The 14,388-nt window shown below is 72.4% G+C and carries 13 protein-coding genes; 5 read left to right on the top strand and 8 right to left on the bottom strand.

Annotated features, from left to right (window positions below; genetic code table 11):
- Positions 1-52 precede the first annotated feature (52 nt).
- From ACEN8D_RS13405 to ACEN8D_RS13385, 5 genes are all read right to left on the bottom strand, one after another.
- Positions 53-1,876, bottom strand: coding sequence for an ABC transporter ATP-binding protein (locus ACEN8D_RS13405; RefSeq protein ID WP_070417754.1), 1,824 nt, complete (start codon positions 1,874-1,876; stop codon positions 53-55).
- Positions 1,877-2,232: 356 nt separating this feature from the next.
- Positions 2,233-2,439 (bottom strand): hypothetical protein, encoded by a 207-nt coding sequence (locus ACEN8D_RS13400; RefSeq protein ID WP_139199214.1) that lies wholly within the window; start codon positions 2,437-2,439, stop codon positions 2,233-2,235.
- A gap of 142 nt (positions 2,440-2,581) precedes the next feature.
- Positions 2,582-4,216, bottom strand: coding sequence for a bifunctional phosphoribosylaminoimidazolecarboxamide formyltransferase/IMP cyclohydrolase (purH, locus tag ACEN8D_RS13395; protein ID WP_413399873.1), 1,635 nt, complete (start codon positions 4,214-4,216; stop codon positions 2,582-2,584).
- Positions 4,213-4,806 carry a phosphoribosylglycinamide formyltransferase gene (gene purN, locus ACEN8D_RS13390; protein WP_413399872.1) on the bottom strand — a complete coding sequence of 198 codons (594 nt, stop codon included), beginning with the start codon at positions 4,804-4,806 and terminating at the stop codon, positions 4,213-4,215. Before purN ends, purH begins: the two co-directional genes overlap by 4 nt.
- Before the next feature lie 23 nt (positions 4,807-4,829).
- Positions 4,830-7,019 carry a cell division protein PerM gene (locus ACEN8D_RS13385; protein WP_495601033.1) on the bottom strand — a complete coding sequence of 730 codons (2,190 nt, stop codon included), beginning with the start codon at positions 7,017-7,019 and terminating at the stop codon, positions 4,830-4,832.
- Between the two features lie 204 nt (positions 7,020-7,223).
- Here ACEN8D_RS13385 and ACEN8D_RS13380 point away from each other — a divergent pair, with 204 nt between their 5' ends.
- Positions 7,224-8,012, top strand: coding sequence for a hypothetical protein (locus tag ACEN8D_RS13380; RefSeq protein WP_413399175.1), 789 nt, complete (start codon positions 7,224-7,226; stop codon positions 8,010-8,012).
- Positions 8,013-8,086: 74 nt separating this feature from the next.
- On the opposite strand, the gene sucD is transcribed toward ACEN8D_RS13380, so the two are convergent.
- Positions 8,087-8,974 carry a succinate--CoA ligase subunit alpha gene (gene sucD / locus ACEN8D_RS13375; protein ID WP_413399174.1) on the bottom strand — a complete coding sequence of 296 codons (888 nt, stop codon included), beginning with the start codon at positions 8,972-8,974 and terminating at the stop codon, positions 8,087-8,089.
- 11 nt (positions 8,975-8,985) lie between these two features.
- Complete coding sequence (sucC, locus tag ACEN8D_RS13370; RefSeq protein ID WP_309777219.1) at positions 8,986-10,155, bottom strand: ADP-forming succinate--CoA ligase subunit beta; 1,170 nt, start codon at positions 10,153-10,155, stop codon at positions 8,986-8,988.
- Between the two features lie 252 nt (positions 10,156-10,407).
- Here sucC and ACEN8D_RS13365 point away from each other — a divergent pair, with 252 nt between their 5' ends.
- The 4 genes from ACEN8D_RS13365 to ACEN8D_RS13350 all read left to right on the top strand — a co-directional run bounded on the left by ACEN8D_RS13365 (position 10,408) and on the right by ACEN8D_RS13350 (position 13,825).
- Positions 10,408-12,039 carry a RecQ family ATP-dependent DNA helicase gene (locus tag ACEN8D_RS13365; RefSeq protein WP_413399173.1) on the top strand — a complete coding sequence of 544 codons (1,632 nt, stop codon included), beginning with the start codon at positions 10,408-10,410 and terminating at the stop codon, positions 12,037-12,039.
- A gap of 196 nt (positions 12,040-12,235) precedes the next feature.
- Complete coding sequence (locus tag ACEN8D_RS13360; RefSeq protein WP_413399172.1) at positions 12,236-12,529, top strand: hypothetical protein; 294 nt, start codon at positions 12,236-12,238, stop codon at positions 12,527-12,529.
- Between the two features lie 40 nt (positions 12,530-12,569).
- Complete coding sequence (locus tag ACEN8D_RS13355; RefSeq protein WP_229085236.1) at positions 12,570-12,977, top strand: hypothetical protein; 408 nt, start codon at positions 12,570-12,572, stop codon at positions 12,975-12,977.
- Positions 12,974-13,825: an oxygenase MpaB family protein gene (locus ACEN8D_RS13350; RefSeq protein ID WP_413398320.1), complete on the top strand. Its 852-nt coding sequence runs from the start codon at positions 12,974-12,976 to the stop codon at positions 13,823-13,825. The genes ACEN8D_RS13355 and ACEN8D_RS13350 overlap by 4 nt, the downstream gene beginning before the upstream one ends.
- Here the strand turns inward: ACEN8D_RS13350 and ACEN8D_RS13345 are convergent.
- Positions 13,798-14,307, bottom strand: a complete 510-nt coding sequence (locus ACEN8D_RS13345; protein ID WP_413461360.1) for an FHA domain-containing protein — start codon at positions 14,305-14,307, stop codon at positions 13,798-13,800. The genes ACEN8D_RS13350 and ACEN8D_RS13345 overlap by 28 nt on opposite strands.
- Positions 14,308-14,388 lie beyond the last annotated feature (81 nt).

Here is a 14,388-nt window from a genome sequence, read left to right as displayed (position 1 = left end):
GCGCCTCCTGGACCGGCCGACGTGTCGACCGGGAGATTCTTCTCCTGCTGGCTCATGCCATCGCCTCCTCTCGTGCGGTGGCGTCGTCGTCGTCGAGCGACGAGATGACGTAGCGGTAGTGGTCGTTGTTCGCCATCAGCTCCGAGTGGGTGCCGACGGCCGTGACGACGCCGTTCTCCATGAGCGCCACCCGGTCGGCGAGCGTCACGGTCGACGGGCGGTGCGCCACGATGAGCGACGTGGTCTCGGCGAGGACGCGGCGGAGACCGGCCTCGACCCGCGCCTCGGTGTCGACGTCGAGCGCGGACAGCGGGTCGTCGAGGACGAGCACCGACGGCCGCGCCGCGATCGCACGGGCGAGCGCCAGGCGCTGCCGCTGCCCGCCGGAGAGGGACAGGCCCTCTTCGCCGACACGGGTGTCGACCCCGTCGGGCAGGTCGTCCACGAAGGACGCCTGGGCGATGTCGAGGGCCTCGCGCATGAGGGCCTCGGCCTCGTCGCCGGACAGGTCCGGGCGACCGAGCAGCACGTTCTCGCGCACGGTCGTCGAGAACAGCGTGGCGTCCTCGAACGCGACACCGACGTGGCGACGCAGCTCCGCTCGGGTCAGCGAGCGGATGTCGACGCCGTCGATCGTCACGGAGCCGCCCGTGACGTCGTACAGCCGTGGCACGAGCGACAGCAGCGTGGTCTTGCCGCAGCCGGTCAGCCCGACGAGCGCCATGGTCTCACCGGGTCGGAGCTGCAGGTCGACCCCGTTGATGAGGTCCGGGAACTGCGGCGGGGAGTCCTGGTACCGGAAGTGCACGCCGTTGAACGACAGCGCACCGTGCGGCTCCGCGATCGTCTCCGGGTGCTCGGGGTCCGTGATCGTGTTCTCGGAGTCCATGACCTCGAAGAAGCGGTCGACCGCGGTGCGCGTGTCGAACGTCATCGAGAGCAGGAAGCCGATCGACTCGATCGGGAACCGGAGCACCGTCGCCGTCGCGAAGAACGCGAAGAGCTGTCCGACGGACAGTTCCCCCTGGCTCGCGAGCCAGATGCCGGCGAGCAGGCAGAGCGCGAATGCGACGTCGGGCACGAGCAGCAGCCACAGCCAGATCCCCGCGATCGCCTTCGCCTTCTCGATCTCGGTGCCGCGCAGCGCCTCGGCCTGCTCGCTGAACTCGTCGAGCTTGTAGCGACCGCGGCCGAACGCCTTGAGCACGCGGATGCCGTGCACCGACTGCTCGACGCTCGTGGCGAGGTCGCCGACCTGGTCCTGGCTGCGGCGCGCGACGACGGAGTACCGGCGTTCGAACAGCAGGCCGTTGATCCACAGCGGGATCGACGCGACGAGGAACACCAGGCCGAGCAGCCACCCGAAGGTGAACAGCACGACGAAGCCGACGACGATCGTCACGATGTTGACGACCAGCAGCACGACGCCGAAGGCCAGCCACCGGCGGATCAGCGACAGGTCGGACACGGAGCGGGACAGCAGCTGTCCGGACTCCCACCGGTCGTGGAACGCCACCGGCAGGTCCTGCAGCTTCGCGTAGAGCGCGTTCCGCATGCTCGTCTCGATGCGCGTCGACGGCCGCATGACCATCCGACGCCGGGACGCGATGAAGAACGCCTCGAGCACGCCGAGCGCGAGCACACCGAGACCCGCGGGCCAGATCTGTGCGGAGTCCTTCGAGGACAGCGGGCCGTCGACGAGCCACTGCAGGACGTAGGGGATCGCGAGCGCGACCAGGGAGGCGCCCATGGCGGCGAACATGCCGCCGATGAGCCGGCCCTGGTAGGGCTTCACGTAGGGGTAGATCCGCGCGATCGCGCGAAAGGTCGAGGGGCGGTCGGTGGACGGGCGCGCCTGGTCTGGCGTCTTGGACATGGATTGCGTCCTCGTGCGTCGTGCCGAGACCCTCGGGATCGGCCGCTGCTGTCGCAGCCGTCGGTCTGGAGGCTCGGTGTCCGTTGCGTGGTGGTCGTCGGCCGAGCGGGTCGGTCGCGTCCCGGGCCGTGCCCGCCCTGGTGGGGCGTGCTCGGTCCTCGTCGCGGTCGCCCGCCGCCGCGTCGCGCGCGGCGTCGGTTCGGTCGGAGTGCACCGGGAGACAGTCGTCCCCCGGGTTCAGGCGTGGGCTCGCGCTGGCCCGTGCTCGTCGTCGTCGCTGGTGTGGCGGCGGCTCGTCGCGTGCTCGTCGTCGTCGGGCGGTGCCGACGGCTCGTCGCTGGCTGTGGGAGGCAGCCCTACGCGGACAGCGGTGCCGTGACGGCGGGCGCACCCCGGTGGGGGTACGGCGCGACGGCCGCGTGTGCGGGACGCGGGCGGATGCCACGTGCCCCACCGAACGGTCGTGCGTCGGGAGCGGTCCCCACGAAGAGCACGAGACCCGCACGGGCAGCCGTCGCCACGGTTCCGGTCGTCGTGTTCATCGTCACTCCAGTCGTCGTCATCGTCACCGTTGTGTCCGCGGTGCCGCCGGCCGGTGTCTGTCGTGGACACTGGGGCCGTCGGCGTGCCTGTCGCGGAGCCTTACAGACTATTCACAGTCGAACGTGGTGCGCAAGCGTTTCCCGGAGTTGCCGGTTGTTCGACTCAGTGGAAGAAGTGCCGCTCGCCCGTGAAGTACATCGTCACGCCGGCAGCCCTGGCCGAGGCGATGACCTCGTCGTCGCGGACGCTCCCACCGGGCTGGGCGACCGCACGGACGCCCGCGTCGAGGAGCACCTGCAGCCCGTCCGCGAAGGGGAAGAAGGCATCGGACGCCGCGACGCTGCCGGTGGCGCGCTCACCCGCACGGTTCACCGCGAGGTGGCACGAGTCGACCCGGTTCACCTGGCCCATGCCGACGCCGACGCTCGCGCCCTGGTTCGCCAGGAGGATCGCGTTCGACTTCACCGCACGGCTCGCCTTCCACGCGAAGGCGAGGTCGGCCAGGGTCTGCTCGTCGGCCGGTTCGCCCGCGACGAGGGTCCACGTGGACTGGTCGAACGCGGTGAAGCGGTCGGCGTCCTGCACGAGGAACCCACCCGAGATCTGCTTGACCTCGCGCGGGGCGAGGGCGAAGTCGGTCGGCAGCGTGAGCAGGCGGATGTTCTTCTTCCGCGAGAGGATCTCGATCGCCTCGGGGTCGAAGGCCGGCGCGACGACGACCTCGGTGAAGATGTCGGCGACCGTCTCGGCCATCTGCTTCGTGACGGGTCGGTTGGCGGCGATGACCCCGCCGAACGCCGAGAGCGGGTCGCACGCGTGCGCAGCGGCGTGCGCGGCGGCGATCGGGTCGGCCGCGTCCGCCGGGGCGATCGCGATCCCGCACGGGTTGGCGTGCTTGATGATCGCGACGGCGGGCTCGGCGAAGTCGTAGGCCGCGCGGACGGCGGCATCGGCGTCGACGTAGTTGTTGTACGACATCTCCTTGCCGTGCAGCTGCGCCGCCTGGGCGATCCCGGTGCCACCGGCGCTCGTGTACAGCGCCGCGGCCTGGTGGGCGTTCTCGCCGTACCGGAGCGTCGCCGCGAGGTCGGCGTCCACCGTCAGGTGCTCGTCGAACGACCCCGGCGTCTCGATGTCCCCTCGCGTGGTCGGTGCCGCGGCGTCCGCCACGACGTCGCTCGCGAAGTAGCCGGCGACCGCGGTGTCGTACGCGGCGGTGTGCGCGAAGGCCTGGGCGGCGAGGCGCTTCCGCAGCTCGAGCGTGGTGCCGCCGGCGCGGACGGCCTCGACCACCTCGGCGTAGGACGACGGCGACACGACGATCGCAACGTTCGGGTGGTTCTTCGCCGAGGCGCGGACCATGGCGGGGCCGCCGATGTCGACGTTCTCGACCACTGTCGCGGTGTCGGCACCCGAGGCCACCGTCTCGACGAACGGGTACAGGTTGACCACCACGAGCTCGAACGGCTCGATGCCGAGGTCGGCGAGCTGCTGCTCGTGCGACTCGAGTCGGAGATCGGCGAGGAGCCCCGCGTGCACGGACGGGTGCAGCGTCTTCACCCGGCCGTCGAGCGACTCCGGGAAGCCCGTGACGCTCGACACGTCCGTGACGGCGTACCCGGCGTCGCGGATGGTCTGCGCCGTGGAACCGGTCGACACGATCACGACACCGGCGTCGGCGAGGGCCCCGGCGAGCTCGAGCAGGCCGGACTTGTCGCTCACCGAGATGAGCGCCCGCCGCACGGGGACGAGGTCCCGGTCGCGGTACAGGCTGGGGTCGGCTGCGTGCACGCTCATGCGCTCGGGGTGCCCTTCAGGTCGGTGGTGCCGTTGGCGATGTCGAGGATGGTCTGGATGAGCAGGCGTCGCTCGATCGGCTTGATCCGGTCGTGCAGCGTCGACTCGGAGTCGCCGGGGAGCACGGGGACGCGCTCCTGGGCGAGGATCGGACCGCTGTCGACGCCGTCGTCGACCTGGATCACGCTCGCACCGGTCTGCTCCACGCCGGCGGCCAGGGCGTCCCGCACGCCGTGGGCGCCCGGGAACTCGGGCAGGTACGCGGGGTGCGTGTTGATCACCGCGGGGCCGAACTCGGAGACGACCGCCGGCGGCAGCAGCCGCATGAGGCCCGACAGCACGAGCAGGTCCGGCGACCACGGCCGGATCTGGGCGGCGAGCTCGCGGCCCCACTCCTCGCGCGAGTCGAACCGCGAGAACGGCACCGTGAACGTCGGGATGGAGAACTCCTCGCCCAGACCGAGCCCCTCGGCGTCGCGGTCGGCACCGATGGCGACGACCCGAGCGGGGTACTCCGCGTCGAGGGTCGCCTCGAGCAGGGCCCGGAGGTTCGAGCCGGCACCGGAGATCAGGACGACCAGTTCGAGCACGGGACAACCCTACCGGGCTGCGGTCACCGGTCGTCCTTCGGGCGGCGCCACCACGGCAGCTCGTCCTCGGGGATCTGGTCCGTTGCGTCCCATCGCTGCTGCTGGACGGGCGGCGAGGACGGCACGGAGCCGCCCTCAGCACGGGCCCGGTCGTCGGCGTCCTCGACGTCGTCTCGACCCGCGACGAACTCCTCGGTGCTCCACGGGAACGCGGGCTGCGGCTCCGTCCCCGGCGCACGCGGCACGGCGGTGGCGGCCTCGTCCGGCTCGCGGTCGACGTCGGCTCCGGTGACCCGGTCGCGCAGGTCGCCGGCGCGCTCGCGGACGCCGTCGGCCGCTCCGCGCAGGCGGTCGCGGATCGCGCCGACCCCCCCGCGGCCGGTGGCACACGGGCGATCGGTGAGGCGGTCGGCGGGCACCCGGTCGGCGGCGACGGCGTCGGTGCGGGCCCAGTCCGGCAGTGCGACGTCAGCGTCCGGGTCGCGGTCCGGTGCGGGGTCGGATGCGGTTCGGGAGGCGCGGCTCGACTCCCCCGGACCGCCCGCCTCGGTCTCGGTGCGGGTCGGCTCGGTCCGCGCGCTGCGGTCAGCCCCGGTCCCCGGACCGTTCCCGCCCTCGGTGCCGTTCCCCGACCCCTGCGGGCCACTGCCCGGGACGCGGCCCACGGTCGCATCGTCGCGGTCGTACCGCGTGGCGGCGACGCGTGCCCGATCGCCCTGCTCGGGTCCGCCGCGCCCCGGCAGACCCCGGGCGTCGCCGCCGTGGGCACCGTCGGCGTGGCCGCCGTCGGCATGGGCGTGGTCGGCGCGTGCGGCGTCGGCCGTGGTGCCGCCGTGCGTCTCCTCGACCACGAAGCGGTGCACGTCGGTGGTCCGACCGGCGCCGGCGCGGTCGAGTGCGGCGAGCAGCGAGCCGTCGGCAGCGGCCTCGGTGTCGGCGTCCGCAGGGCCGTCGTCCGTCTCGTGCCACTGTTCCCGGGCCCACCCGCGCTCGGGCATCCGGACGAGGTCGCTGCCGGCCGCGAGCGCCACCACGGCGGGCACACCGACCTCGAGGACCGCGAACGCCCCGACGACCAGCGCGTGCGGACCGACGTCGGCCAGGCGGCCCGGGCCGAACGACCCCGCCGAGAGCCAGGCCACGAGCCCGGTCAGCACACCGGCGACGATCCCCGCAGCGACGCCGCCGAGCGCCCGGTGCAGGGCGGAGTTCGCACTGCCGAGGGCCTGCACGAGCCGGGGGCGCAGGAGGCCGCCGGCCGCGAACCCGGCCACGACCGGCACGAGGACCCAGACCAGGCCGAACGTGTGCCCGGACGCCGGGAGCGCGCCGAACACCGGCAGGCCGGGGATCGGCCCGAGCGTCGTGCCGATCGGCGACACGCTGGACCCGGTCCCGATCGCGAAGCCGGGCCCGACGAGCCACGACGTCGCCCAGCCGACGAAGTCCGGCAGGAACGCGAGCTGGCCGACCGTCAGGGCGATCCCCCCGACCACGCCGGCGTGCGACCGCTCGTACAGGGAGATGACCTCGGCGAAGGAGGCGAAGAGCAGGAAGGCGACGACGACCCCGGCGACGGCGACGACCGCAGCCGTCGCGGCGGTGCCGGCACGGAGGCCGAACGCCGCGATCGCACGCCAGGCGGTCGGGACACGGTCGAGCTGGTCGAGCACGCGCCCGGTGACCGGGTCGGCCGGGAGCCCCCGTCGCCGTCGGCACACCTCGCTCGTGACGAGTGCGGGGATCCCGAACCAGAGCGCCGGGAGGACGATCGCCTGCCAGAGCGTCGGCACGGTCGCCGCGGACCGGGAGGACAGTGCGACGAGGAGCCCGAGGACGGCGACGACGCCGGTGCCGACGAGGAGCCCCGTCGTGCGGTGCTCGGTCTCGGCGAACCGGCGCCCGGCACGCCCGGCGAGCCAGGCGGTCACGAGGGCGAACCCGAGCGCCGCGAGCGTCACGTGGATCGGGTCGGTGGCGCCGCTCACGCCGGACGACCTCGCGAGCGCCGAGCCGAGCACGAACGACACGTCGACCCCGTGCCCGACGAGCCACACGCTCCCCGTGGCCTTCCAGAACACGTCCCAGTCGACCTGCAGTCCGTACTCGAAGCCCCACAGGAGCGTCAGCGGCACGAGGGCGATCCCGATGCCGACGCCGACCGTCACGACCGCCTCGATCGCGGCGAGCACTGCGGTTCCCAGGCGGTTCATCGCAGCGAGGATACGTGCCGTCGCCGCGATCCCGTGTCAGCCGCGCGGCGGCTCGGCGCAAGCCAACGCTCATGCGCGAGGCGTGGCTCGTGACAGCGTCGACTCGTTGCTATTTAACATTTGGTATTTCATACTGGATGTATGCGCAATCCAGCACTCGTTGCCCGCACCCGACAGCGCCTCCTCACCCTGCAAGCACGAAACATGACCTCCGCGGAACAGGTGACGCGTCCCGGTGGCCCCGTGGTGAGCATGACGAGCTTCGGCGAGCGCATAGCCACCGCGCACCTCGCGCTCGAGAGCATCGCCCGAGGGACCGCCCGCCCGAGCCGGCTGATCCTGTGGCTCGACGACGCCTCGACGGTGGCGAACCCGACGCCGGGCCTGCAACGGCTCATCGCACGCGGAGCGGAAGTCCTCCGCACCGAGGATGACGGCCCGCACAAGAAGTACTACCCCTACGTGCAGTCGATCCCGGTCCACCGCGTGCCGCTGGTGACCGCAGACGACGACTGGCTCTTCCCGCGACGGTGGCTGGAGACGCTGATGTCCGTGCACCGAACCGATCAGTCGACGAACACGACGCACCGCGCGCGGCGTATCGAGATGCACGGCGGCATCGTCGCCCCGTACATCGACTGGAAGCGGATCGCCGCCGGACCACCATCAGCACGACACCTGGCAACCGGAGGCTGGGGACACGTCATGGTGCCGAAGATGCTCGAGGCGCTGCGCGACCGTCGCTCTGAGTTCCGCAAGAGCGCGCCGAGGGCCGACGACATCTGGCTGCACCGCGTGGCCGTCGAGACCGGGACGAGTCCGAAGTCAGTGGGCATCTACGACCATCGACAGATCCTGCACATGCCGATCGGGAACGGGCCGACGTTGGCCTCGACCAACGTCGACGAGGCCGGCAACGACCATCAGGTCCGTTCGGCGTGGACTTCGGATGTCCTGCGAGCGATGACAACCGAACCGGCGGTGAGCCGCTGAACGTGCCCGCCTGACGGACGGGAGGCGCGGTGCCAGCCGGCACCGCGCCTCCCGTCCGTCCGGACCCGCGAGCGCTACTTGCTCGCGACCACCTCGCGCAGCAGCGCCGCCGTCTCCGACGGCGTCTTGCCGACACGCACCCCGGCGGCCTCGAGCGCCTGCTTCTTCGCCTCGGCCGTCCCGGCGGAGCCGGACACGATCGCGCCGGCGTGACCCATCGTCTTGCCCTCCGGCGCGGTGAAGCCCGCGACGTAGCCGACGACCGGCTTGGTGACGTGCGCCTTGATGTAGTCGGCCGCACGCTCCTCGGCGTCGCCGCCGATCTCGCCGATCATGACGATCGCCTCGGTCTCGGGGTCGGCCTCGAACGCCGCGAGCGCGTCGATGTGCGTGGTGCCGATGACCGGGTCGCCGCCGATGCCGATGGCGGTCGAGAAGCCCAGGTCACGCAGTTCGTACATCATCTGGTAGGTCAGCGTGCCCGACTTCGAGACGAGACCGATCGGGCCCTTGCCGGTGATCGTCGCCGGGGTGATGCCGACGAGCGACTCCCCGGGGGTGATGATGCCGGGGCAGTTCGGGCCGATGATGCGGGTCTTGCCGCCGAGGGCCTTGGCGTGCGCCCAGAACTCCGCGGAGTCCTGCACGGGGATGCCCTCGGTGATGACGACGACGAGCGGGATCTCGGCGTCGATGGCCTCCATCACGGCGTCCTTCGCGAACGCCGGCGGCACGAAGACGATGGAGACGTCGGCACCGGTGGTGTCGATGGCCTCGCGCACCGAGCCGAACACCGGCAGCTCGATGTCGCCGTGGGTCACGGTGGTGCCGGCCTTGCGGGCGTTGACGCCGCCGACGACGTTCGTGCCGGCCTTGAGCATGAGCGCGGTGTGCTTGGTGCCCTCGCCGCCGGTGATGCCCTGGACGATGACCTTGGAGTCCTTGTTGAGGAAGATCGACATGGTCAGTCCCTTCAGGCCGCTGCGGCGGCGAGTTCGGCGGCCTGCTCGGCCGCGTCGTCCATGGTCGCGGCGACGGTGACGAGCGGGTGCGCTGCCTCCGCCAGGATCCGGCGACCCTCTTCCACGTTGTTGCCGTCGAGGCGCACGACGAGCGGCTTGGTGGCCGCGTCGCCGAGGATGCCGAGGGCGGCGACGATGCCGTTCGCGACGGCGTCGCAGGCGGTGATGCCACCGAAGACGTTCACGAAGACGCTCTTCACCTGGGGGTCGCCGAGGATGACGTCGAGGCCGTTGGCCATGACCTCGGCCGAGGCGCCGCCGCCGATGTCGAGGAAGTTGGCGGGCTTCACGCCGCCGTGGCGCTCACCGGCGTAGGCGACGACGTCGAGCGTCGACATGACGAGCCCCGCACCGTTGCCGATCACGCCGACCTGGCCGTCGAGCTTGACGTAGTTGAGACCGTGGGCCTTCGCCTTGGCCTCGAGCGGGTCCTCGCTCGCGGTGTCCTCGAGGTCCTTGTGGCCCTCGTGCCGGAAGTCGGCGTTCTCGTCGAGCGAGACCTTGCCGTCGAGCGCGAGGATCTGGCCGTCGCCCGTGCGGACGAGCGGGTTGACCTCGACGAGGGTGGCGTCCTCGCCGGCGAACACGTCGTAGAGCTTCACGAACACCGCGGCGACCTGGTCCACCAACTCGTCGGGGAACCCGGCCTGGCGTGCGATGTCCTTCGCTGCCGAGTCGTTGATCCCGGTGAGCGGGTTGACCTCGACGCGGGCGAGGGCCTCGGGCTTCTCGACGGCGAGCTGCTCGATCTCCATGCCGCCCTCGACGCTCGTGAGCGAGAGGTACGAGCGGTTCGCCCGGTCGAGCAGCACGGAGAAGTAGAACTCCTCGGCGATGTCCGCGCCCTGGGCGATCATGACCCGCTTGACCGTGTGGCCCTTGATGTCGAGGCCGAGGATCGCCTGGGCGTGCTCGTAGGCCTCGTCCGGGGTCTTGGCGACCTTGACGCCGCCGGCCTTGCCGCGACCGCCGACCTTCACCTGCGCCTTGACGACGACGACTCCGCCGATCTTCTCGGCCGCCGCCCTCGCCTCGTCCGGGGTGTCGGCGATGATCCCCTGCAACACGGGGACGCCGTAGGACTCGAAGAGGTCCCTGGCCTGGTACTCGAAAAGATCCACGCTGTTCTTCTTCCCGCACGTTCCGTGCGATCGGCATCGGTTACCCGGTCGCCACACTCACCATCGAGGGTCGCTCGATGTCGAGACAACGGCCGGGAGCCAGCCTAGCGCCGGCAGGTGGACGCGCGGTGCGCGCCCGTCACGTCGTGCGCGCACCCGTCGGTCGGGAGGCGCGGATCACCTCCGCCCCGTCCGATCCGCTGGGCGCATCCGTCGAAGGGTCCCCCAGCGTCCGCCCGGCAGTGTGGAACGGTGAACGACGCGCTCCGTACCCGCGCCGCCGACGTGTTCGGCTGGCACCTCCGACCCGACCAGGAATCCGTCATCGACGCCGTGCTCGACGGGCGTGACGCACTCGCCGTGATGCCGACCGGATCGGGGAAGTCCGCGATCTACCAGGTCGCCGGCATCGAGCTGGACGGCGTCGTCGTCGTGGTCTCACCCCTCGTCGCGCTGCAGGAGGACCAGGTCGTCGGACTCGAGCACCACGATGGCGCTCCCCGCGCCGTCGCGATGAATGCCACACGGAAGGCCCGCGACGTCGCCGAAGCCTGGGACGCCGTCGCCGCCGGTGCGGTCGGCTACGTGTTCCTGGCGCCCGAACAGCTCGCGAAGGACGACGTGCTCGAGCGACTCCGCGACGCCGGCGTCGTGCTGCTCGCCGTCGACGAGGCTCACTGCATCTCGTCCTGGGGCCACGACTTCCGCCCGGACTACCTGGCGCTCGGCGAGGTCGCGGAGCGTCTCGGCCGTCCGCCCGTGCTTGCGCTGACCGCGACCGGCTCCGCTCCGGTGCGGGACGACATCGTCGAACGGCTCGGCATGCGCGACCCGTTCGTGCTCGCGTCGGGATTCGACCGGCCCGGCATCCGGCTCGAGGTCGTCCGGCACGCCGAGGACGCCGAGAAGCGCGCGGCCGTGGTCGAGCAGGTGGCCGAGCTCGACGGCGCCACCGTGGTCTACGTCGCCACCCGTGCGGCGACCACGGAGTACGCGGACTCGCTCGCCGCCCGGGGTCGTCGGGCCCAGCCGTACCACGCCGGCATGCCGATCCGCGAGCGGGAGGCCGTGCACACCGGGTTCCTGGACGGCGACGTCGACGTCGTGGTGGCGACCAGCGCGTTCGGCATGGGCATCGACAAGCCGGATGTCCGGTACGTCGTGCACGCCGACGTGCCCGAGTCGATCGACGCCTACTACCAGGAGATCGGGCGTGCAGGACGGGACGCCGAACCCGCTGGCGCCACCCTGCACTACCGCGCCGAGGACTTCGGCCTGCGCACGTTCTTCGCGTCCGGGTCGCCGCGACCCGCCTCGGTCCGCGCCGTGTTCGACGCCGTCCCGGCCACCGGCTCGTCGCTCCGGTCGGCGGTCGTGGAGGCCTCGGGCCTCTCCGCCCGGACGGCGGGTCGCGCGCTCAACGCCCTGCTCGACGCCCGGGCCCTGCGCGAGGACGTGGACGGGATCGCCCGGGTGCCGGACGGTCCACGGGACGCCGGCCGTGCGGCCCGTGCCGCCGCGGACCGCGCCGCCGAGCGGGAGCGGGTCGAGGAGTCCCGGATCGCGATGATGCGCCAGCTCGCCGAGACGACCGGCTGCCGGAGGCAGTTCCTGCTCGGCTACTTCGGGGACGAGCTGCCGGAACCGTGCGGGAACTGCGACACCTGTTCGTCGGGGACGGCCTACGAGGCCGCCGCACACGTCGCCGACGGCGCCAACGACACGGCCTGGCCGCCGGACGCCCGGGTCGAGCACGCCGAGTGGGGCACCGGTGTCGTGATGAGCACGGAGGAGGACCGCATCACGGTGTTCTTCGAGTCCGCCGGCTACCGCACGCTCGCGCTGGCCGACATCGAGCGGCACGACCTGCTCGAACGGCTCTGACCCGCCGGGATCGCCCGGGCGGGAAGGCGCGGTTGCTCGACCACCCGTCGGCGACCGCGCTCCACTCCCCCGAGCACCCGCGATGCTGCCCTGGCGGCGTGACCGGCAGGTGTCCTCCGGGTGAACACGACACGAAACCGGACGCCCGTCGAGGCCTGACGGGTAGGCAGGAAGCCCGCAACGGAAAGGAACCACCATGAGCGATCCCGGCATCAGCCCCGTCGACGACTTCGAGGCCCAGCAGCGTCGCGACGACGACGTCGACCGCGAGCACGTCGGCCCGTACGAGGTGGACGAGTCCGAGGAGTCCCTCGAGAACGTCACGAACGACGCCGTCGCCGGCGAGACCGTCGAGCCGCAGCCCGGTGACGGTACCGACGACGGGCCGACCGGTGGCTCGCCGCGCGAGGGTTCCCCCGACCTGTGGGAGCACGACGACGACGAGGACCGCCCCGACCTCGGGAACGACCTCGGCACCAAGCCCCTCTGACCGACGGCCCCCACGGAGCACGGCCCAGTACGATCGGGCCGTGCTCCGTCGCGTCCAGGACAGTGTCCGCAGCATGCCCGCCGTGGCTCGGCTGCTGGCCCTCGCATCGCTCCTGCTCGTCGCGGCCGCGGCGCACACGGGTGTCCGGTCCGGTGTGACCGACTGCGGTCCGGGCACGTACGGACCACCGTGCGGCACGAACGTGCTCTGGGTGCCGCTGGTCGTCGCCGGGGTGCTGCTCGCGGTGGTCGCCGGATCGCCGAGCCACCTCTGGCCGCTCCCGGCGATCTGGCTGGTCGCCGTCCTGGTCGCCGCCGCCACGGGGCAGGTCGGGAGCGCGGCGTTCCTCGTCGCCGCCCTGGTGGGCGGGACGCTCGCGCTCGCCGCCGCCATCGTGATCGACGTGCTCCCCCGCCTCCGCGCCGGACGGCGCGGGCCACGACCGTGAGCGGTCGCCGGACGGGAGGAACGGGGCCGGGCCCGCGCCGTCCCTCCAGTCCGTCCTCGGGCGGGGTCCCGGAACGCGACCTGCGTCGGTTCCTCGCCGACAGCACGCCCGTGGCCGCCGGAGGCCGGGCCATCCTGCTCCAGATCGCCGACCCCGTGGTCGCAACGGGGGTCCGGCGGCACTCGGACTTCGCTCGACGGCCGCAGCAACGGCTCGCCCACACCCTCACGTTCGTGTACGCGGTGGTGGTCGGCACCGACGCCGACGCTGCCGTCGCGGCCGGCTTCGTGGACCGCGCCCACCGGCCGGTCGCCGGAGCCGACGACGTGGACCGGCAGCTCTGGGTGGCCGCGACCCTGTACGACTCCGCGATGCGCGCCCACGAGCTGTTCGGTACGCCCGCGGGACCCGCGCTGGCCGAACGCGTACTCGACGCCTACGCCCCGATCGGCACGGCGCTGCGCGTGCCCGCGGACCGGTGGCCGGCGACCGTCGCCGACTTCGACCAGTACTGGACCCGCACGCTCGCCGGGCTCCGCGTCACCGACGACGCCCGCGGCGTCGTGCGCGACCTGCTGCACCCCCGGTTCGCGCCGCTGTGGGTCCGGGCCGCGATGCCGCTCGTGCGGATCGTCACCGTCGGGATGCTCCCGGACGCCCTCCGGTCGCAGTACGGCTTCGCGTGGGGGCAGCGCGAACAGCGGCGCTTCCGGCGGACCGCGCGCCGGGTACGGGTCGCACGGGCGATCCTGCCCGGATGGCTGCTGCGGCTACCGGGGCCGCTGCTCCTGCGGGCGATGCGGCGGCACGCGGCCGGGGGTCAGCCGGCGAGGACCCGGACGGCGTAGTCGCCGACCATCACCACGTCACCGGGTCGGGCCACGACCTGCGCGCCACCGACGCTCGGCTCCTGCGCCCCGGACGCCCGGACCACCACCGTGCCGTTCGCGGAGCCGAGGTCCTCGACCACGAGTCCACCGTCGCCCGTCGGCCGGATCGCCGCGTGCTCGCGCGACACCGAACGACCCGGGTCGTCGAGCAGCACCGCACGCCGTCCGGGCGTCGTCTGGACCTTGCGCCCCAGGACCACCGGCTGGTCGAGCGGCACCACGTTGCCCGGTGCGACCTCGAGCACGAGCCGCGGCACCACACCGATCGTGGGGAGCGGCTGGTCGGTGTGCACCACGGCGTCCGGCTCGCGGTCGGACACCGGTGCGCTCGGCAGCACCCACGCCCGTGACAGGTGACCGGCCTGTCGATCGCGCTCGACCTCGGCGTGGGTGACGACCGGACGCTCCGGTGTCCCCTCGTCCTTGCGACGTCGTGCCACGGTGTACCCCTCGTTCTGGTTCTTGTCCCCACCTGGTGCGAGATGCAACGGAATCAAGTATCGTCGAACCGCCGGGGGGCT

It is taken from the genome of Curtobacterium sp. Curtsp22, assembly GCF_059492135.1.
The sequence above is the reverse complement of the archived record's forward strand: the minus strand, read 5'-3'. Positions and strand labels throughout refer to the sequence as shown.

Bases quoted from the DNA above. Each gene is read 5' to 3' on its own strand.
- ACEN8D_RS13360 (WP_413399172.1), top strand. From the start codon at position 12,236: ATGAGCGATCCCGGCATCAGCCCCGTCGACGACTTCGAGGCCCAGCAG.
- ACEN8D_RS13385 (WP_495601033.1), bottom strand. From the start codon at position 7,019: ATGAACCGCCTGGGAACCGCAGTGCTCGCCGCGATCGAGGCGGTCGTG.
- ACEN8D_RS13405 (WP_070417754.1), bottom strand. From the start codon at position 1,876: ATGTCCAAGACGCCAGACCAGGCGCGCCCGTCCACCGACCGCCCCTCG.
- sucD (WP_413399174.1), bottom strand. From the start codon at position 8,974: ATGTCGATCTTCCTCAACAAGGACTCCAAGGTCATCGTCCAGGGCATC.
- ACEN8D_RS13380 (WP_413399175.1), top strand. From the start codon at position 7,224: ATGACCTCCGCGGAACAGGTGACGCGTCCCGGTGGCCCCGTGGTGAGC.
- purH (WP_413399873.1), bottom strand. From the start codon at position 4,216: ATGAGCGTGCACGCAGCCGACCCCAGCCTGTACCGCGACCGGGACCTC.
- ACEN8D_RS13400 (WP_139199214.1), bottom strand. From the start codon at position 2,439: ATGACGACGACTGGAGTGACGATGAACACGACGACCGGAACCGTGGCG.